At 53.6% G+C, this 18,941-nt stretch carries 18 protein-coding genes, 2 tRNA genes and 1 other annotated feature; of the genes, 7 read left to right on the top strand and 13 right to left on the bottom strand.

Annotated features, from left to right (window positions below):
- Positions 1–53: 53 nt before the first annotated feature.
- The 3 genes from IT084_RS13430 to trkA form a co-directional block, all read right to left on the bottom strand.
- A complete protein-coding gene (locus tag IT084_RS13430; RefSeq protein ID WP_195713413.1) occupies positions 54–1,298 on the bottom strand; it encodes an OFA family MFS transporter in 1,245 nt (414 codons plus the stop codon).
- 182 nt (positions 1,299–1,480) lie between these two features.
- Positions 1,481–2,923, bottom strand: a complete 1,443-nt coding sequence (locus IT084_RS13435) for a TrkH family potassium uptake protein (RefSeq protein WP_195713414.1) — start codon at positions 2,921–2,923, stop codon at positions 1,481–1,483.
- Positions 2,874–4,271, bottom strand: a complete 1,398-nt coding sequence (gene trkA, locus IT084_RS13440) for a Trk system potassium transporter TrkA (protein WP_195713415.1) — start codon at positions 4,269–4,271, stop codon at positions 2,874–2,876. The genes IT084_RS13435 and trkA overlap by 50 nt, the downstream gene beginning before the upstream one ends.
- A gap of 221 nt (positions 4,272–4,492) precedes the next feature.
- On the opposite strand from trkA, the gene IT084_RS13445 reads away from it, so the two are divergent.
- From IT084_RS13445 to spoIIP, 3 genes are all read left to right on the top strand, one after another.
- A complete protein-coding gene (locus IT084_RS13445; protein WP_195713416.1) occupies positions 4,493–5,071 on the top strand; it encodes a stage II sporulation protein M in 579 nt (192 codons plus the stop codon).
- Positions 5,072–5,169: 98 nt separating this feature from the next.
- Positions 5,170–6,048, top strand: a complete 879-nt coding sequence (locus IT084_RS13450; RefSeq protein WP_195713417.1) for an SDR family oxidoreductase — start codon at positions 5,170–5,172, stop codon at positions 6,046–6,048.
- Positions 6,049–6,220: 172 nt separating this feature from the next.
- Positions 6,221–7,321, top strand: a complete 1,101-nt coding sequence (gene spoIIP / locus IT084_RS13455) for a stage II sporulation protein P (protein ID WP_313885482.1) — start codon at positions 6,221–6,223, stop codon at positions 7,319–7,321.
- Here the strand turns inward: spoIIP and IT084_RS13460 are convergent.
- The 7 genes from IT084_RS13460 to IT084_RS13490 all read right to left on the bottom strand — a co-directional run bounded on the left by IT084_RS13460 (position 7,296) and on the right by IT084_RS13490 (position 11,912).
- Positions 7,296–7,511, bottom strand: coding sequence for a hypothetical protein (locus IT084_RS13460; protein ID WP_195713418.1), 216 nt, complete (start codon positions 7,509–7,511; stop codon positions 7,296–7,298). The two genes, spoIIP and IT084_RS13460, sit on opposite strands and share 26 nt — an antisense overlap.
- 53 nt (positions 7,512–7,564) lie before the next feature.
- A tRNA-Lys gene (locus IT084_RS13465) sits at positions 7,565–7,640 on the bottom strand.
- 276 nt (positions 7,641–7,916) lie between these two features.
- Positions 7,917–8,012 (bottom strand) — tRNA-Cys (locus IT084_RS13470).
- Positions 8,013–8,102: 90 nt separating this feature from the next.
- Complete coding sequence (locus IT084_RS13475) at positions 8,103–9,365, bottom strand: S-layer homology domain-containing protein (protein WP_195713419.1); 1,263 nt, start codon at positions 9,363–9,365, stop codon at positions 8,103–8,105.
- Positions 9,366–9,416: 51 nt separating this feature from the next.
- A complete protein-coding gene (locus IT084_RS13480; RefSeq protein WP_195713420.1) occupies positions 9,417–10,181 on the bottom strand; it encodes an alpha/beta hydrolase in 765 nt (254 codons plus the stop codon).
- Complete coding sequence (locus IT084_RS13485) at positions 10,174–11,145, bottom strand: M48 family metallopeptidase (RefSeq protein WP_195713421.1); 972 nt, start codon at positions 11,143–11,145, stop codon at positions 10,174–10,176. The genes IT084_RS13480 and IT084_RS13485 overlap by 8 nt, the downstream gene beginning before the upstream one ends.
- Before the next feature lie 116 nt (positions 11,146–11,261).
- On the bottom strand, positions 11,262–11,912 hold the full coding sequence (locus IT084_RS13490) for a CoA-binding protein (RefSeq protein ID WP_195713422.1): 651 nt from the start codon (positions 11,910–11,912) through the stop codon (positions 11,262–11,264).
- Between the two features lie 146 nt (positions 11,913–12,058).
- Positions 12,059–12,458 (top strand) — a binding site (T-box leader).
- Positions 12,459–12,503: 45 nt separating this feature from the next.
- Here IT084_RS13490 and aroF point away from each other — a divergent pair.
- The 3 genes from aroF (at position 12,504) to IT084_RS13505 (ending at position 16,134) form a co-directional block, all read left to right on the top strand.
- Positions 12,504–13,532 carry a 3-deoxy-7-phosphoheptulonate synthase gene (gene aroF, locus IT084_RS13495; protein ID WP_195713423.1) on the top strand — a complete coding sequence of 343 codons (1,029 nt, stop codon included), beginning with the start codon at positions 12,504–12,506 and terminating at the stop codon, positions 13,530–13,532.
- Between the two features lies 1 nt (position 13,533).
- A complete protein-coding gene (gene pheA / locus IT084_RS13500) occupies positions 13,534–14,667 on the top strand; it encodes a prephenate dehydratase (protein WP_195713424.1) in 1,134 nt (377 codons plus the stop codon).
- Positions 14,668–14,841: 174 nt separating this feature from the next.
- Positions 14,842–16,134 carry a GAF domain-containing sensor histidine kinase gene (locus tag IT084_RS13505; protein ID WP_195713425.1) on the top strand — a complete coding sequence of 431 codons (1,293 nt, stop codon included), beginning with the start codon at positions 14,842–14,844 and terminating at the stop codon, positions 16,132–16,134.
- Between the two features lie 98 nt (positions 16,135–16,232).
- On the opposite strand, the gene IT084_RS13510 is transcribed toward IT084_RS13505, so the two are convergent.
- A complete protein-coding gene (locus tag IT084_RS13510) occupies positions 16,233–16,694 on the bottom strand; it encodes a bifunctional nuclease family protein (RefSeq protein WP_195713426.1) in 462 nt (153 codons plus the stop codon).
- 386 nt (positions 16,695–17,080) lie between these two features.
- On the opposite strand from IT084_RS13510, the gene IT084_RS13515 reads away from it, so the two are divergent.
- Positions 17,081–17,386: a carbohydrate-binding protein gene (locus IT084_RS13515; protein ID WP_313885483.1), complete on the top strand. Its 306-nt coding sequence runs from the start codon at positions 17,081–17,083 to the stop codon at positions 17,384–17,386.
- A gap of 58 nt (positions 17,387–17,444) precedes the next feature.
- Here IT084_RS13515 and IT084_RS13520 read toward each other — a convergent pair whose 3' ends face one another.
- Both IT084_RS13520 and IT084_RS13525 read right to left on the bottom strand, forming a co-directional pair.
- Positions 17,445–18,236, bottom strand: coding sequence for a carbon-nitrogen hydrolase family protein (locus tag IT084_RS13520; RefSeq protein ID WP_195713428.1), 792 nt, complete (start codon positions 18,234–18,236; stop codon positions 17,445–17,447).
- 11 nt (positions 18,237–18,247) lie between these two features.
- Positions 18,248–18,928: a polysaccharide deacetylase family protein gene (locus tag IT084_RS13525; RefSeq protein ID WP_195713429.1), complete on the bottom strand. Its 681-nt coding sequence runs from the start codon at positions 18,926–18,928 to the stop codon at positions 18,248–18,250.
- Positions 18,929–18,941 lie beyond the last annotated feature (13 nt).

Here is an 18,941-nt window from a genome sequence, read left to right on the forward strand (position 1 = left end):
GCTGTGCAAAAAAAATCCCCGCCGGAGGACGGGGCTGTATTTGTTGGCGCGGGTTATGATTGAACCGCTTTCTGAGCGGCCACCGGCTGCGGTGCTTTGGTGATGAAGGTGATCAGCGCCGCGATTACCAATAGCACGCCGGAGATGATGTAGCTGGCGCCGTAGCCGCCGGTGGCGTCGGCCACTCGCCCGGCGATGATCGGGCCGATCAGCGAGGCCGCGCCCCAGGCGGTGAATACCAGCCCGTAGTTTACGCCGGAGTTTTTCAGTCCGAAGAAATCAAAGGTGGCGGAGGGGAACAGCGACAGCAGCGAGCCGTAAGCCAGGCCGGTTAATATCGATCCAAGCAGCAGGAGAGGAGCAGAGCTGTAGGAAGCGAACGCAAACATGTTGATGGCCTGGATGCTGAACACCAGCAACATGGTGTTGGTCCGACCCAGGCGGTCGGACAGGAAACCGGCCAGAATCCTGCCGCCGGCGTTGGCCACGGCCAGCACGGCCACCAGCACGAATCCCCAGTTGATGCCGCCCTGGATTTGGGAAATTTTGGCCAGGTGCCCGATAATCAGCAGGCCGGCGGAGGCTGCAAAGCAAAACATCAGCCAGAGCTGGTAAAACTGCGGGGTTCTCAACATTTCACCCGGAGTGTAGTCTCGTTTGGAATAGGTGGCTGCCGCTTTGGCGGTACTGGCAGGCGGCGGGCCCCCGAACGGTACGAAATTCTGCGCGGGCGGGAAAGATAAAACCTGTGCCAGCACCAGGATTACGACGAAGAATATTACACCCTCGATGAAAAACGTTTTGGAAACGCCGAAAGTCTTCATAAAATAGTTGGTCATGGGGGCGATGTACACCGAAGCCAGGCCGAATCCCGCTACCACCAGGCCCGCGATTTGCCCCTTCTTGTGGGGTTGGAACCACTTGACCGCGGCGGGGGTGGGGGCGGCGTAACCAAATCCCATGGCTGCGCCGACCAGCAAGCCGAAACCGACAGTTACCAGACCCACGGATTGTGATAGACCAGCTACGATCATTCCGGCGCCGCAAAGGAAAGCGGCTACCGTGGCCACCACCCGCGGGCCGGACCGGTCGAGCCAGCGGCCCGCCGGGACCATGCAGAGGGCAAAAACCACGCAGGCCAGGGTGTAAGGTAAAGATGATTCCGTCTTCGTCCAACCATACTGATCAATGAGTGCTTTGGCGAAAACGCTCCAGGTATAGAGCACGCCCAGGGCCAGGTTGATTCCCGTTCCGGCGAAGGTTACCGACCATGCCCTGGAAAGACTTGGTTGAGACATTAAACGCACCTCCTAATAAATTTTTTATTATCTGGGTATATATTAATATAAAAAAGATTGAAAATTAACAAAATTCATTCTAATAGTCACATATCGGTATTAACTTGCCGTACCGGGCGCTGAAATGAATTACGGGCAACATTATTCCCGTTGCCCGTAATTATTTGACCGTTGGGTTGAACTTAAGAACGCCACAGCCTGGCGCTGAATACCACCAGTACGGTGTAAATCTCCAGGCGGCCGACCAGCATGCACAGGGACAAGAGCAGTTTCCCTGGCGCCGGAATCGCCGCGAAATTGGTAGCCGGGCCCACGACTCCAAAACCGGGTCCGATGTTACCCAGGGTGGCGGCCACCGCCGAGATTGAACTGAGCAGGTCAATGCCCATGGACGTGATGATAAGCGTTGATACCAGCAGGATGGAAATGTACAGGAAGAAAAAAGACAACACGCTTTCCACCAGCTCTTCGGGAACGATCTCCCGGCCCAGGCGGACCGGAATCACCGCCTTGGGGTGGATAAGCCTGGCGATTTGCCGTGAGGCGCTCTTAAACAAGATCAGGTAGCGCACGTTTTTTATGCCGCCGCCGGTGGAACCGGCGCAGCCGCCGATGAGCATCAGCAAAAACAACACGCCGTGGCTGAAAGCGGGCCACTGGTTGTAGTCGGCGGTGACAAAGCCCGTGGTGGTAAGAATGGATACTACTTGAAAAGCGGACTGGCGGAAGGCCGTGCCCGGTTGGTAATCCATAACGGTAATCAGGTTGATGGCGATTAAAACCACGGCAATAACGGTTACGGAAAAATACAGGCGGGATTCCGGGTCCTTCCACAAAGGTCTGAAGTTGCCGTGCAAGGCATGGAAATGCAGCGCAAAGTTCATGCCGCAGATAAACATGAAAAAGATGATAATATATTCCACAGCCGGGTTGTTAAAAGCACCCACGCTTGCATTGTAATTGGAAAATCCCCCCGTGGCCACGCTGCCGAAAGTATGAATGAGGGAATCAAACCAGTTGAGTCCGGCCAGTTTCAAGGCCAGGATTTCCGCGATGGTGATGATTAAATAAAGCTTGTACAATTCGCGGGAGGTTTGTGCCACCCGGGGTAATACCTTGCTTTTTGCGGGGCCGGGTACCTCGGCCCGGAAAAGCTTCATTCCGGCGATTTTGAGCGAAGGGATCAGCGCCAGCGTCAATACGATAACTCCCATGCCGCCCAGCCAGTGGGTTACACTGCGCCAAAACAGGATACTCCGGGAAAGGACCTCGACATCGGTAATCACGGAGGCCCCGGTGGTGGTAAAACCGGACATGGTTTCAAAAAAAGCGTCAATAAAGCCGGGAATGGCCCCGGAAATCATGAAAGGCAGGGAACCGAACAGTGCCAGGAAAAGCCAGCTGGCGGTGGCAATAATAAACCCTTCCCTGTACCCGACATCGCTGGAAATAATTCGGGTACGGGAAAGGGTAAACCCAATTATGGTCAGGGTAAATATGGAAATAACAAAGGCCTTGTAGTCATTTTCACCCAGGTAAAGGGCAATGCCCAGGGAGGGCAGCATTGCCCCCGCCTCACAAAGCAGAACCAAACCCAGAGTTCGTAGAATTAACGGTATGTTCACGTTGAGCGCCTCCAACTCCGCATAATGCCTCGATGATATGCACGTTATGGCCCAGGGCGAAAACCACCAACCGGTCATTTTCCTTGATTATATCATTGCCCTGGGGAATGATCACCTTGTTCCCCCGCTTGATGGCGCCGATGATGGTGCCCGCCGGCAGGCTCGATTTGTGCAGGGGACGCCCCGCAATTTTGCTGCCGGGTTGAACGATAAGTTCGAACACCTCGGCCTTTTCATTCAACAACAGGGACAGGGACAAAATGCGTCCACCCCTGATGAACCGCAATATCTCTCCCGCCGTAATCAGGCGCGGGCTGATGGCGGTGTCAACCCCCAGTTGTTCCACCAGGGGGGCGTACCCGGGGCGGCTGACCTTGGCAATGACCCTTTTGGCGCCCATTTTCTTGGCCAGCAGGGCCAGCAGCAAGTTTTCCTCGTCCAGGCCCGTTACGGTGACGAAACCGTCGATATCCTTGATTCCTTCACGGCGCAGCAGTTCAAGGTCCGAGCCGTCGGCGCACAGGACCAGCGCGCCCGGCAGTTGTTCCGCCAGTTCCTTGCATTTTTCCTTGTTTTGCTCGATAACTTTCACTTTCATCCCCAGGGAACACAGCTTTTCCGCCAGGTAAAAACCGATTCTGCCGCCGCCGAGGATCATTACACTATGGACCCTTTGCTTGACCTTTTTAACTTTGGCGCAAACCTTACTCACCATGTCGGAATGACCCAGCAGGTAAATGGTGTCACCGGGAAGAACCACATCGGAACCGCCGGGGATCAGCATGTCGCCGTTGCGGGATATGGCCACGATCAACAAAGAACGCGGGATATCCATATCCATCAACTTTTTGTTGGTAAATAAGGTCATACTTTCATCCACGGTGATATCAACCAGTTGCACCCTGCCCTGGGCGAAGGGTTCCATGTGCACCGGCAGGTTTAACGTCAACAACCGGCTGATCTCCATCGCCGCGGAATAATCCGGGTTGATGATCAGGTCAATGCCCAGGTCCTCTTTGCTGATGATCAAGTTTTTGGAATAGTGCGGGTCCCTGATCCTGGCGATGGTACGGGGTATGCCGATGCGTTTCGCCGTCATGCAGGCGATCATGTTCACCTCGTCGCTGTTGGTTACGGCGATAAGCAGTTCACTTTCCGCAACAACCGGAGAACTCAGGGTTTTGGCGGCGGAGCCGCTACCCCTGATGCACAGGCAATCGAAATCATCTTCTATTTTTTGCAATTTTGATTCATCTTTATCGATAATCACCAGGTCGTGCCCTTCCTCCAACAAGCGGGCGGCAATTTCCTTACCCACTTTGCCTGCTCCGATGATTGTAGTTTGCATTGGTTTCACCTCACGTTGTCCGCAGGGTTTAGCAATACAATAATTAATTAGTATAAGTTAATCAAGGCTTTTTTGCAATTGGTTTTTCCCAGAATAACGCCGGCCATAGCCCTGTGAGATGATAGTTTTTTATTTGCTAAAACAGTGGTAATTTGATAGATTGATTTTGGTGTTTTTGCAGTTAAAATCATAGATTTGATTTATAAGGCGAGGTGAAGATTATGTTTGGAACTGTTAAAAGGGAATGGCTGGGCGTGCGCTGCTATTACCGGGAAACCCTGCTTTGCCTGGCGATATTCGTGGTAGCCGCTTACGCCGGTTATCTTGTGGCGGTATTGCTGCAGCATAGAGTTGCGGATTATTACGACGCGGTGCGCCGGCTGATTGTGGGTGGAGGTTTGCCGGAAAATATATTTCTTTATATCCTGGCCCGGAATTCCCTGGTAAGTTTTACCGCCCTGGTGCTGGGCATTGTTACTTTTAACGTCTGGCCCGTGCTTGTTTTGTTGATGAACGGGGCCATCAGCGGTTTTACCGTAAAAACGCAGGCGATGCTCTTCAATCACTACAGCTTTGAAATCTGGCTATACGGGCTGTTGCCGCACGGGGTCCCGGAACTGGGGGCGCTGTTTCTGGCCTGTGGGGCCAGTTTTTATTACCGGCGCTTGCGGAGCAAGGGGGAACGGGTCTGGGACCGGGTTTTAGGCACTTATTTTTTGCTTGTGTTGCCCCTGCTGGTGCTTGCGGCTGCTGTGGAAACCTTTATCACACCACTGTTGATTTACAGGTTCCTGCTTTAACTTGGGTGCCCGGCGAACAAATATTTTAAAGGATTTCCCGGCTGAGCAACAAATATATTAAATAATTCGGCAATAAAACCCTGGACTGGGGGGATTATGTGATACTGGTAACCGGGGGGACGGGCCTGGTGGGGAAGCACCTGGTTCGGGCTTTGATGGAAAAGGGCTATCAAGTGCGCTGCCTGGTCCGCTCGCAGCAAAAGGCCGGGGAACTTTTGCCCCCGGGGGTCGAGCTGGTTCGGGGGGAAATAAATGATCTTGCGGCAGTTAAAAAGGCATGTAAAGGTGTGAAAAAAATAATTCACCTGGTTGCTATCATCAGGGAGCATGGTGAAAACACGTTTGAACATATCAACGTGGAAGGAACCCTCAACCTCGTTATTGCAGCCGGCCAAGCCGGGGTGGAGCGCTTCATCCACATGAGCGCCCTGGGCGCCTGCAACAACCCGAGGTATAAATACGCTTACTCCAAGTGGCGCGGGGAGGAGGCGGTTGTTCAGAGCGGCTTGAATTGGACTATCCTGCGGCCATCGATTATTTATGGTCACGGTTTCAATTTTTTTGACCGGATGTTGCAGTCATTGCGCATGTGCCCCAGACCATTTGTTCCCATTCCGGGCAAAGGCTCCACTTTATTTCAACCCATTGCGGTGGAGGATGTTGTACGCTGCCTGTGTATGATCTGTGAGAATTCCGCCACCGTGGGGCAAATTATTGAAATAGGCGGCCCCGAACACTTGAGCTATGTGCAAATGCTGGACCGCCTGCTGGAACACCTTGGAGAAAAACGTTACAAGCTGCATATCCCCATGCCCCTGATGCGGCTCGTCGTGCCGCTAATGGGCAGCATTATGCGCGATCCTCCGGTTTCCCCCGTGGAATTAAAACAGCTGGAGATTAATAACATTACGGATATTGAGTCGGTGGAAAAGCATTTTGGTTTTATCCCCGTGGCCCTGCACGATGGCTTAAAGTAGTGGTTTTAAGGTGAACGCCCGCATGATGCGGAGGATGAATATACCATATTTTCCCACCCGGCAAAATAAAAATCAAATAAATTTTTACCTTGAGAACAGGGAAAAATTCTAATACCGGGCATTTTCCGTTGACGGACCCGGTATTAAATTTTTTCTTGATGGGGGATATCCGGTGAAGCTGTTGAAGATGGCCATAGTAACTGGATGGATTCTTCTTAACTTGTTGGTTTTTCCCTGTCTTGCATCCGCCGGGGGCGAGGCCGACCATGTAGCCGGCGTAACCTACAAACTTGTCGACCAGTACGGCCGGGTTATTTCCCTTACTTCCAGAAAACCGGCCGGGGGCGACGAAATTATCGATGCCCGGGGATACCATTACAAGGTGACGTGGGTTGAAGGTAAAACGGCCCGGGTGAGGTTGATGGGCAGGGATAAGGAGTTTCTGGCCATGGTGGCGTATTACGACCGGGTGGAAACCGTGCCGGTGTTGGCCGAGCAGTGGTATAAACGGCCCGTGGGCATCTATCACACACACTCGGACGAGTCCTATTTGCCCACCGACGGGGCGGCATCCATCCCGTTTAAAGGTGGTATTTATCAGGTTGGGGCAATGTTTCATCAGGGATTAAAAGAACGAAAAGTGCAGGTGAGATACGACCGCACCCCACATGACCCTCACGATGCCAATGCGTATTACAGATCACGCAGAACGGCACTGAGGCTGTTGAAACAAAAACCTGTAGCGTTATTTGACGTGCACCGGGACGGTGTTGATAATCCCGCTTTCTACCGCCGGATCGTCTCGGACCGGGACGTTACGCAACTCCGCCTGGTGGTGGGCAGGCAAAACCCCAAAATGACGGCCAACCTGGATTTTGCCAAGCGCCTGATGGCTTTTGCCAACAAGGAGCATCCCGGGTTGGTGAAGGAGATTTACCTTGCCCGGGGCAATTATAACCAGGACTTACTTTCCACGGCGTTATTGATTGAAGCGGGAACATATACCAACAAGAAACCGGAGGCGGAAAGCGGCGTCGCCCTCCTGGCCGGAGCCGTTCCCACGCTGCTTGGCCTGACGCCCCCGGCGGCGCCCCAGCCCAAGGGGATAACCAGCAGGGAAGCCGGCCACCAGGGGTGGAAAACCGCTTTTTTGATCATTTTTCTTATAGTTTTGGCAGCCGCAGCCTTTATATTCATCAACAATCCGGCAAGTAACGTCAGGGAATTCCTGATCAGAAAAGCCAAATCTATTTTTGACAAGATTCGCAACTAAGAAGTTGAAGAAATTTTCTAACGAAATCAATTCTATTATCCATTGACTTTAACATTCGTTTTCTTTCACCGGCGTCCATTTCTTCCCATTGCTTGCCGGCAAGGCTTTGTTCAATTATAGAAATAATTTGCTGATCGGAAAAACCAAGTGCTTTCATTTTTAGTTTAATAACCTTGAGTTCATTATCCATTAAATCACATCCAACAGTTCATAAAAAAGAGTTCCGCAGAGAGGAACTCCTCTTGGTGGGCCATTAGGGACTCGAACCCCAAACCTGACGATTAAGAGTCGCCTGCTCTACCAGTTGAGCTAATGGCCCGCGAATAATTAAATAATGATTTCGCTGCAAAAACCGGTACTTGTATCAGGCGCTCCGGCGGTATCAATCGTTCGTTTCACAATTTTACTCTTGAGGCCGGTAAAACTTGTAGTTAACGCTTACAACTTACTGCCTAACTACTTCTTCACGCCCTAAGGGGTCATGACTCTTGGGATATGACGGGCTAGGGACCGCATCCAGTGCTCCACTCACTCCAGAAATCCGCCGGATCGCCTGCCACTGTGGTGTTTTTGCAGTTAAATCAATAATCGGAATTGGAGGGGAGAAGTCGGAATCGAACCGGACTCCCGCCTGGATCGCAGGCAGGCCAGCGGGTTTGCAGCCCGTGGGGGGACCATCCCCTTTCTCCCCAACACCAATATTAGCATAAACATATTATATGGCTCAAATAAAAAATTTTTATAATTATGTGTTTTGCCATAAGTCCCCTTAATCATATGTTCACGGGTCATTTCGTGTCCATTCGTACCCCTGTGTCCGCCAGTAGTCGAAATTGTTGAAGTAGACGTCGCCGGTGCAGACGCCGTAGGTGGGGTCGACCGGCACGGTTTTCCCGTCAATTGCCAGTTCCACCCAGGTATGGTCCCCTTTATCTCCGGCATTGACCGCCGTGCCGCTGGCTGCTTCGGCCTTCAGGCCGGACTTGCCGGCCAGGGTCATGTAATACTGGACAAGTCCCTTGTCCGTACCCAGGCCGCTGCCCATCAGCCCGGCAATGCCGGCATAGGTGTAGTTTTTCAGGCCTTCCCTGGTGTTCCAATCATAATTGAATATATGGATCATCAGGTTGTAGATCATCCGGGCCCGTTTCAGCGGGCCGGCGTATTTCTTCTGGTAAAAAGCCCCCAGCCGGGTTAACCCGGCCTCGGCGGTATTCGAATCGACTGCCACGGTGCGGGGGCGGTAAACCCTGCCGGCCGGTTCCAATAGAAATTTTCCGGCTCCGGACAGGTTCGCTTTTTGAATCCGGCTTAATATAACCACGGTTTCCGCCCGGGTTACTTCCCTGTCCAGGCCCAGGGTGCCGCCGGTAAATCCCTTGAGAATGCCCTGGTCAACCAGCAGCGCCACGGGGTTCAAGTCGCTGAAAAAATAACTGGCGTATTCATAGAAGTTGTTTTTACCGGGGTCCTCTTTAAAGTAGGCCGTTGATTTACGGTACTGTTCGGGCAGGCCGGTAAATTCCCTGAATTTAATCATTTTCTCCCAGGCGCTTTTTTCCGGCAGGGGAATTTGCAGCAACATTTGATTATTTTGCAACTGGTACTTGCCCGTTTCAGCCAGGGTTGCCGCCAGCGCCAGCAAAGCCACTTCGTGCCGGGTTGCCGGGGTATCGGGTTTAAAGTACCCGTCGGTGTAGCCGGGCAGGAACAATATCCCGGTTTGCAGGTATTCTTGACCCCAGCCCTGGTGGATGTCGGGGTAGTCGGGAAGCGTTGCAACAGAGGCGGCGTCAATTTTAGCGGCGGCGGGAAAAAGCGAAAATACGATTTTGGCCAGTTCCCGCCGGGAAATGCTTTTCTCGGGATAGAAATTGCCGTCGGGGTAGCCGCCGACTACTCCCTGGCGCGCCATTAATTCGATTTCCCCCGCCGCCCAGTGCCCTTTTGTGTCTGGAAAACCGGCGGCAAACGCCGGGGACGCGGCGGCTAAAACCAGAATTGAAACAATAGCGGACAAGATTGATTTTTTGGTGATTTGCATAGCACAGACTCCTTTTAACCGGGCACTTCCGGGTTATATTTAATCATCTTCTCAGCGGTTTACTGTTTCCAGCCAGGCGAAAAAGGTGTCCCAAACCTGGCGGTAATGCCCGGAAAACTGGTGGTCCGCCCCCGGCACATAGACAAGTTGTTTCGGCTCTTTGGCACCGCGGAAAATCAGCCCGGCGTCTCCGGGCGGCACCACATCGTCGTTTTCGCCCTGGATAATCAGCAGCGGCCGGGGGGAAATGTTGCCGGCCAGTTGCGGTACGTCGTACCGGCCCAGGTCGGTGAAAAACGCCTTGCGCAGGTAGGCGATGCCTTCATTCCCGGCCAGGGCGAACAGGTCGCCCTCTTCGTCCACAGGGCCTTCGGCGAATTCGGTGAAAAGCTCCTTCAGTTTGGCCGGTGCGGCCCAGGTGCAGACCCCGGCCACCCTCGGGTCGCCCGCGGCGTGGCAGATGACGGTGCTGCCGCCGAAGCTGCGCCCCAGGGTAAACACCGGTCCCATGCCTTTCCCGGTGCACCAGTCCACCGCGCAGTTCAGGTCATCAATTTGGCCGGAAAGAGTAATGTTTTCGAACAGGCCCTCGCTTTCCCCGTTGCCGCTGAAGTCGAAGAGAAGCACGTTGTACCCGCGGGCGCCCAGTTCCTCCCCCATAGCCAGTGCCCTGCCGCCACCCTCTTTGCCGCCGGTAAACCCGTGGCACACCACGACCACCGGACCGTCCATGCCGGCCGGGGCGTGCAGCAGGCCGGCCAGGGTCAAACCGCGGGAGTTTTTAAATTTAATGGTTTGCCAAATCTTGTTAATCATCCCAAGGCACCGTTCCTTTCTTGATATCGTCCAAAATCATGCGGGCCCCCAGGCGGTCGTCCGGGTCGAGCTTAATGAGCCGGAGCAGAAGGTCCCTGGCGGCCCGGGCGTCGCCACGGCGCAATTTAACCAGAGCAAGACCATGCAGAGAACGCAAAAATGGCCGGTTGTCGATCCACCCCCAGGGCAATTTGCCGCGGAAGTCCCCGGGCAATACGGAATGGCCTATTTCGTATGCTTTTGAATAATGATTTTCAGCCGCAGCCAGGTTTCCACCGTCCCATTCGACCGCCGCCAGGTGGTTCAAAGCGTCGATAAAGTAAGGACATTCTTTTAAAATGCTGTTAAAAATCTGCCTGGCTTTTTTCAGATCACCAACGTCGAGGTACTCGCAGCCAAGGTCAAATTTATCCATCAGGTTCAGTACTTCACCGGGCCAGGCAAATTCCCACTCGCTGCGCCCTCTTTTTTCCAGCCTGATGGGATAAGGGGGTTCGGTTATCCTTATTCCGGAACGGTTCCTGCCCTTTTGCCTTTCCACCGGCCGGCCCGCGCTGCTGTTCTTGACCCAGTGATTGTATTGTTCCCAGGCCATTTGCAGGCATTCTTCGTGCCATTCCATGTGCCTGGAACGGTATGACCGCAGCAACAACTCGTACATTGTTTTAGCTTCCCTCTGCCCCCGGGCCTCGTGGGTTACCCAGAGCACATCGGCAAGCACGTGTTTGGCCACATTCTTTTCCATTTTATTCACATCCTTGCGGGTAAACGGTTGTAGTTCCGCATGGTGGTTCTCTTCTTTTATTATTTTGCTGTTAATCCCTTTTTTTCCTGCCTGTAAATAACAATACGGGCGGCATGCCATGGTACACGGGTACTTGTTGTGGGGGCCGGGCAGGTTTATTGTTGCCGTCATCATCACCTGGTTGATCAGCCGCTCAGCCTGGCTTGAACGGGAGAGCATCAGGCGAAGCGCGCCTGGACCGGCTCAAGCCGGCGCTGGGAAAAGGAGTTTAACATAACGTTGCGAAAGGGTATAATAGTAAAAAAGTAAAACCAGGAAGGGGTAAAGGTATGAGTTTAAACAAAATGTCTTACAAAGGGCAAATAGTTATACCACCCTATCAAGGACACCCGGGGAATCCTCAAAAAGAAATATCCTGATAAGACCGTATCCGTAGATGAAATGATAAAGGAATATCGAGAGGAAAAAAATCTGGAAACTCGCCGCGGACGAAGAGTTTCAACCCCTCGAAAGCCTGCTAATAAAAATAAAGTGGTTGGCAAGGCACCGGTAGACTGTTTGGCACAGACTCGAAAGAAAAAACGCAGGGCCGGTTGACCCTGCGCAATAACTGGACTAACTACCGGTGATGATCCTGGCGTCCAGGGCAATGCACCCTTCCGGTTTGACCACCAGCGGGTTGATGTCCTGATTATTGCCCGGATGCACTTGACCACGCACTGCCTGACCACTTCCGGGACGGCGGTGCGCGGGGTGGCCACAATGGCCAGGTCGACGGGGGCCTTGATTTCCTGCACCGAGCGGTACGCCGGGACGCCCATAATGCTGCCGCCCCGGGGGTTGACGGGGTAAATTTCCCCCCGGTAGCCGCTCTCCAGCATGCGCTCCAGCACATTGAAGGACCCGGGACCGGTGCGGGTGGAAGCGCCCACCAGGGCCACCGATTGCGGGTTCACGAACAGTTCCAGGTCCGAATAATTTTCCATGCCGTACCTCCTATTAAAAACCCTTCGGGTTGTTAAACGCTTTATCTATTTTATCACACCTGGAAAAAAAAACTTGAACCTATTTTTTTAAAAAAACTTGCCAAATCGATTTTGGAGTGCTATATTAATAACCAATATTAAACATGGTAAATTCGATGAAGGGGAAAAGTAGGTTGGAAACAGGCCCCCCAGGGAGGGAACGCCGGCGACTGGAAGCGTTCCCGGGCTATGACCGGCTGAAGTTCTCCCCGGAGAAGCAGGCTGAAACCGCACTTGCGAGCAAGTAGGCCGGGACGTATTCTTCCCACGTTACAGGGAAGGGGGTATCGGAATTTATTCCTGTACTCCTGCCGAGGTGGACCCGTTTGAACAAATACGGGTCAACCGGGGTGGTAACGCGGTGGCTATAGCCTCTCGTCCCTGGGATGAGAGGCTTTTTTAGTTTACCCGGGCGGAATATTTTCCCGTACCTTTAATGAGGGGGCCCGCATATGCGGGCCAAACAGGGTGGTACCGCGGAAGCAGCCCGTCGCTTTCGTCCCTGCCGGGATGATGCGACGGGCTTATTATATTTTTCCGGAGGGGATTTTGATGGTCGTGGTAATGAAGCTGAATTCAAGCCCGGAGCAGATTGCCAGGGTGAACGGCAGGCTGCACGCCTGCGGTTTTCAAACGCAAATGATCAAGGGAGTCAAGCGCATCGTCATCGGCGCCGTGGGAGACCGGCAGTCCATCGACATAACCCACGTGGAGAATATGCCCGGGGTGGAAAAGGTGCTGCGGGTGATGAAACCGTATAAACTGGTGAGCCGCGAGTTCAAAGAGGAAAATACGGTGGTGCGGGTTGGCCCGATGGAGGTGGGCGGCTCCGGGCTGGTTGTGATTGCGGGGCCGTGCGCCGTGGAAAGCAAGGAGCAACTGCTGGCCGCCGCCCGGGCAGTACGTCGGGCCGGCGCCACCGTATTGCGGGGCGGGGCGTACAAGCCGAGGACGTCGCCGTACAGTTTCCAGGGGCTGGAGGAAGAGGGGCTGCGCCTCTTGGCGGAGGCTGCCGCGGAAACCGGCCTGGCCTGCGTGACCGAGGTTATCGACGAGGAAAGCCTGAAGCTGGCCAGCGAATACGTGGACATGGTCCAAATCGGGGCCAGGAACATGCAGAATTTCCGCCTGCTCCAGCTGGCGGGCCGGGCGGGCAAACCCGTGCTGCTCAAGCGGGGCCTGTCGGCCACGGTGGAGGAATGGTTGATGGCCGCTGAATATATCGTCACGTCCGGCAACGAAAACGTGATCTTGTGCGAGCGCGGCATCAGGACCTTTGAAAACAGCACCAGGAACACTCTGGATCTGAGCGCGGTGGCTTTGGCCAAAACTTTGACCCACCTGCCCATCATTGTCGATCCCAGCCACGCCACCGGTAAGCGGGAACTGGTGGGGCCCATGTCCAGGGCGGCGGTGGCGGCGGGAGCCGACGGGCTTATTATTGAGGTGCACCCCGACCCGTCCGCTGCGCTGTGTGACGGCCAGCAATCCCTGGACCCCGGGGAATTTGAAGCGCTGATGTCCGAACTGCGGCCCATGGCCGCCGCGGTGGGCCGGAAGCTAGATGAGGGGAGGGAATAAAATGCGCACGCTGGGTTACCTGGGCCCCCCGGGCACATTTTCGCATACGGCGGCGCTGCGCTACGCCGGTGCCCGGGGGCTTATCCCGGTCTGTTATAACAACCTGGAAGAGATTTTCAGACAGGTTGAAGCAGGCGGGCTGGAAAAGGGCATAGTACCGGCGGAAAATTCCACGGGCGGCCCGGTGGGGGAAACGCACGACCTGCTAATGGCGACGGATCAGGTATATATTGTGGATGAATTACTGCTTCCGGTGCGCCAGCACTTGATGGCCCGTCCCGGGGTGGCGCCGGCGGAAATAAAAAAGGTCTATTCACACCCCCAGGCCCTGGCTCAGTGCCGGAAATTCCTTCAGGCCAGGCTGCCGGGTGTGCCGGTGGTGGAAACGGCCAGCACCGCCGCCGCGGCCTCGGCGGTTGCCGCATCAGTGGAACCCCTGGCCGCCATTGGTTCCGATAGCGCTGCCGTAACTTACGGGCTGGAGATTTTGGATGCCGGCATCCAGAGCAACAATGACAACACCACCAGGTTCCTGGTGCTGGGCAGGGACAAAAAAGTGTTCGGCGGACCGGCCAAAACCTCTCTAGCCCTGGCCGTAAAAGACCGCCCCGGCGCGCTGTACCGGATCTTACGGGAATTCTCCCTGCGGGAAATCAACCTGACCCGGATTGAATCCAGGCCGGCCGGGGGCAGGCTGGGGGACTACATCTTTTTTATCGATGTGGAAGGGCGGGAAGAGGACCGGGCGGTGGCCGGCGCCCTCGGCGAGGTGCAAAAGCACGCCATCTGGTTGAAGCGGCTGGGATGTTACCCCGCCGCCAAACAGGCCCGCGGGAACGATGCGGAACTTCCAGGCCGGGAGAGCCTGGCGGGTTTGCGTGGCAAGATTGATTTGGTGGACGCGGAAATAATACAGCTTTTAACCCTGCGCCAGGGCCTGGTGGACCGGGTGGCCGCGTTTAAAGCCGGCATTAAAGAGGTGGTGGACAGCCGCCGGGAAAAAGAAATCATGTTCCGGGTCAGGGAATCGGCCCGGGAAAACAACCTCGACCCGGACCTGGTGGCGGGGATTTACAGGCTGATTCTGAAGGGTTCGGTGCGCAGGCAACAACAGTTGCTTGCGGGGTATAAGTAGCACTGATCTTTGACGAATAGCGGCGCTTTATCCCGGTTAAATACCGCAGGGGTGAAGGAAGCGACCATTCGCAGGCGATTTGTTGACACCCTTTTTGTTGAGATGCAATGATAATATAAATAATTTGGTTAACGAAACACCGGACCATGCTTGCCATACATCAACAAGGTAAGGGTGATCAAGTTGCCCGTATCCCGGGAAAAGGAAAAAGGCGCCGGGCTTTCGCCGCATGAGCTGTCCGTGCTGCTGGAAATCAGCAGAGTTATCACGTCAAGCCTGCCTCTAAATAATATGTTTGAAGTCATTCACGTTTATTTGTCTCAGATTATGGATTATAAACTGGGCTGCCTGTATCTCAAGGAAAAAAGCAGGTTTAACCTTAAAGCGGCGGTGGGTGTTGACGAGGAAATATTTACTTCCCTGAGCAACCGGGCCGGTACCAACTTTTTGCTAAAAAAAATCAAGGCTACCGGCAGGCCCTGGCGTTCCACCCAAATTTTAGGGGCGGATCAAATCAAAAAACATCCCTTTTACGTTCAGGTGCTGGCGCCGCTGGGCATAATGTACACCGCGGGAGCTCCGCTCAGAGACGGCCACCGTATTCTGGGGAGCGTCCATTTGGGACGCGCTGCGGAGGCCGGGGATTTCAACGAAAAGGATATGCAAATTTTAGAAATGGTAACTAATTTGCTTGTGCCGGCAATCCGGAATATTAAAATCAAGCAAATCAGCTGGCAGATGGACGGGGTGGCGGTATCCCCGAACGGGCAAAAAGCTACGGAACCGGATTCCAATGATAACGGCGATGAAGACCGGCACCTGCAACTCTTGGGTTCCGTTTCCTCCGTCATGGCCAGAGAACTGCGCAACCCGATATCCAGTTTAAAAATGTCTTTTTACTCTCTGGCCAGGAATTTCACCTCCGGGGTGATGGCCCAGCAGGACCTGGAGCATATGGACCGCTCCATCAAGAAAATGGAGAAAACAATCAGCTTTTTGCTCAACCTTTCCCGTGACCTCAATCTGAACCAGGAATGGGTGGATGTTAACGAATTGCTGGATGAAGTTGTGCAAACCCTGAGACCAATTATGGACCCTGATGTGGTAATCGTCAAGGATTACTCCCCCTTGCCGAAAATGCTTTTGGACCGGGAAAAGATGCATACAGTATTCGGAAATATCATCGAAAACGCCCTTGACGCCATGCCCGGGGGAGGCCGCCTGCGCATCATTACCACCGAAAACCAGGGCCGGGTCTATGTAATACTGGAGGACACCGGTCTCGGTGTTAATCAGCAAGTGCGCGACAGAATTTTTGAGCCCTTTGTTACCACCAAGCCGGACGGTGTTGGCCTTGGCCTTACAGTTTGCAAGAAAATAATCGGCTCCCACGGGGGCAGGATTAAATTGCGCAGTAACGCCGGCAAGGGAACGGCGGTGTGTATTGACATACCGGTGGTCACATAGCGTCAAGTCGTCCGGGTGCCGCTTTCCGGGAGCCTTGCAGGGCGTTCTTAACAATAACGCAGATTACACAAAAGCCCGCCTGTTGACAGGCGGGCTTTTTAATGCAGCGACTTTTTATATTCTTCCATCAAGCGTTCCATCTCCTGCTGCGTTTCTTCGTCCAGGATTTGCTTTATTTCCAGCATCTGTTCCCGGAGTGATTCCGAGATCCTGATGGGTATTCCCGCCCGGACGGCCAGGGCGATGGCGTCGCTGGGCCGGATATCGATCAGGTAATCATTGCCGTTGGAAGACAGGTACAGTTCGGCGAAATAAGTGTTGTCCTTGACCTGGGTTATTTCCACGCCGGTTAATTTTGCTCCCAGGGTTTGGCAGATGGTCAGGGTGATGTCATGCGTCATGGGCCTGGGCGGTGGCGTGCCCTCCATGGCCAGGGCGATGGAATGAGCCTCAAGCAGCCCGATCCAGATGGGCAAAACTTTTTGTTCCGCAGGGTCCGTAAGTAAAATTATGGGAGAGCCCGAAATGTCGTATGCAATTCCCTTAACCTTTACAATCATGGGACCTTACCTCCTCAAAAGTATTCTTTGGAGTTGTTGGTCCGACCAAACCGCAGTCCATAATTATTTTGAGGTTATTCTATCACTATTTTGTTAAAAGTCAAAGAACTAAGATTGCTTTTTAAGCATTATCTCTAAAAATTAGGTTAAGTAACCAACTGATCACGCTGGTTGTTTCCGTGCTGCAAAAAGCACATCCGAAACCGGGCACGCCAAATCCATTATTTGATTTAATTGCAAAAACACCACATCGGCAGGCGATCCGGCGGATTTCTGGAGTGAGTGGAACACTGGATGCGGTCCATTTTTCCATGTATAAATGAATCAAAAAAAAGCATTATAACTAATGTTTCAGGATAAATAAATCAGTCCAAAAAAAGACGGAGGTGTTAATTTTGCAGGGCTGGAAGGATATTGAAAGGGGTGTGGAAGTAACCCCCGCTTTTGGCAACCAGATCAATATCACCTATAACGGCTTGCTGAGCAAGTCCGGAGCGGACCGGGTGTTCCTGCATTGTGGTTACGGCGATCCCAATAACTGGCGTGATGTAACTACCATGCAAATGGATCGCACCGCCAGGGGTTGGGAGAAAAACGTGCCGATGAAAAACCATACCCTGGCCTTTTGCTTCAAGGACAGCGCCAACAACTGGGACAATAACAACGGTTACAACTGGATTGCCAGGATATAACCACGAGCCGCCCCACCGGGCGGCTTTTCACTTCGAGATATTCCTGGTATAATTTTTTTTAACTGTTATTGCCGGGTTTACTTGGAGCCAGATGACTTTTCCGGACGTCCTCAAGGTATTTCCACCTTTGCCTGACCCGGTCAACCAGCCCCAAATCAAGTTCAACCAGGTATGTCCCCGGTTCACTGCCGCAATCATAAAAGAAAATACCGTCGGGGCCGGCCACGAAACTCCTGCCCGTGACTTCGCGGCCGTCGGGATACCTGGTCAGGGTGTTGTTGGCCATGGCCAGAAAGACGGTGTTTTCCGCCGCCCTGGTGATTCCGATATGCTGCCAGAGGTCCATGCGACCAGCCGGTATATTGGCGGGGTTTAACACCAGCAGTGCGCCCCGCATGGCCAGGTTACGCGTGATTTCCGGGTAAAATAGATCGACGCAGAGCACGGCGGCGGCCTTGATACCCCGGTGCGAAGCGACGGGCAGCCTGCTGCCGGGAACGACGAAGTTCCTTTCACCGATGGCGCCGGATGGAAAATGTTTGTCGTAAAAAAGAATTTCCCTCCGGTTAACCAGCGCGCCGGTGGAGATCACCCGGCCTTCCGGACAACGGACATACTGCCCGCCGGTAACCAGAAGCGGGTCACCGGGGGGCAGGCAATTTTGCAGGTCATGCAACAGTGCCATATGATCATCGTGATCAATCACCAGCGGGCCCAGCCACCCTTCGGGCAATAAAATAACACCGGTGCCCGCGGGGATACCTTTCAACAAGCCGGTCATTTTATCCCGGTTAACCTCCGGCCGCTTCTCGCTGCGATCAAATTGTACGATACATAGCCTGATCAGCAAAAAAATCCCTCCTACAATTCCACCCGCCTGTACCTGTAACTTTCACCGGGGTCGGCAAACTCGTAGCCCTGTTTCCGCAGCTCGTTGATCAATAACTGCAATGCTTTTACGGTGGGGGTGCGGTCGTGGCGGTACGTGGGATCGCCGTCGTGCAGGAGTATTACCGGGTTCGGTATTCCGCGGATCCGTTTGAGCAGCATACGTACCAGCAGTTCCGGATCATTAATTCCATTATACTCCAGGCAGGCATCCCATTTAACGGGGGTATAGCCCATGCCGCGGATTATGGCCAACTGTTCCGGCGCATATTTTCCCCGCGGCGGGCGAAAGTAAACAGGGTTTTGGCCCGTTATACTGTTAATTGATTCGGCGGTTAACCTGATTTCCTCCTGCAATTCCTCTCGGGACAGGGTGGTGATGTTGCGGTGGGTGTAGGTATGGATACCGAGCAGGTGACCATGCCGGCTGATTTCGGCCAATAGTTCGGGGTGTTTATAAGCCTCCTGCCCCACCACAAAAAACGTGGCTTTAATGTTGTTTTTCTGTAATAATGTTAGTATCTCCGGTGTATAAAGGGGGTTGGGGCCGTCGTCGAAGGTGAGCAATACTTTTCCCCCGGCCGGATAATGCCAGCCCGAGGTGAAGAACAGGCAGAGCACGGCGATTAAAAACATTGTTAAAACCTTTTTCATGTTTAAAATCTCC

Source organism: Desulfallas sp. Bu1-1, assembly GCF_015594625.1.
Taxonomy (GTDB): domain Bacteria; phylum Bacillota; class Desulfotomaculia; order Desulfotomaculales; family Desulfallaceae; genus JADNRQ01.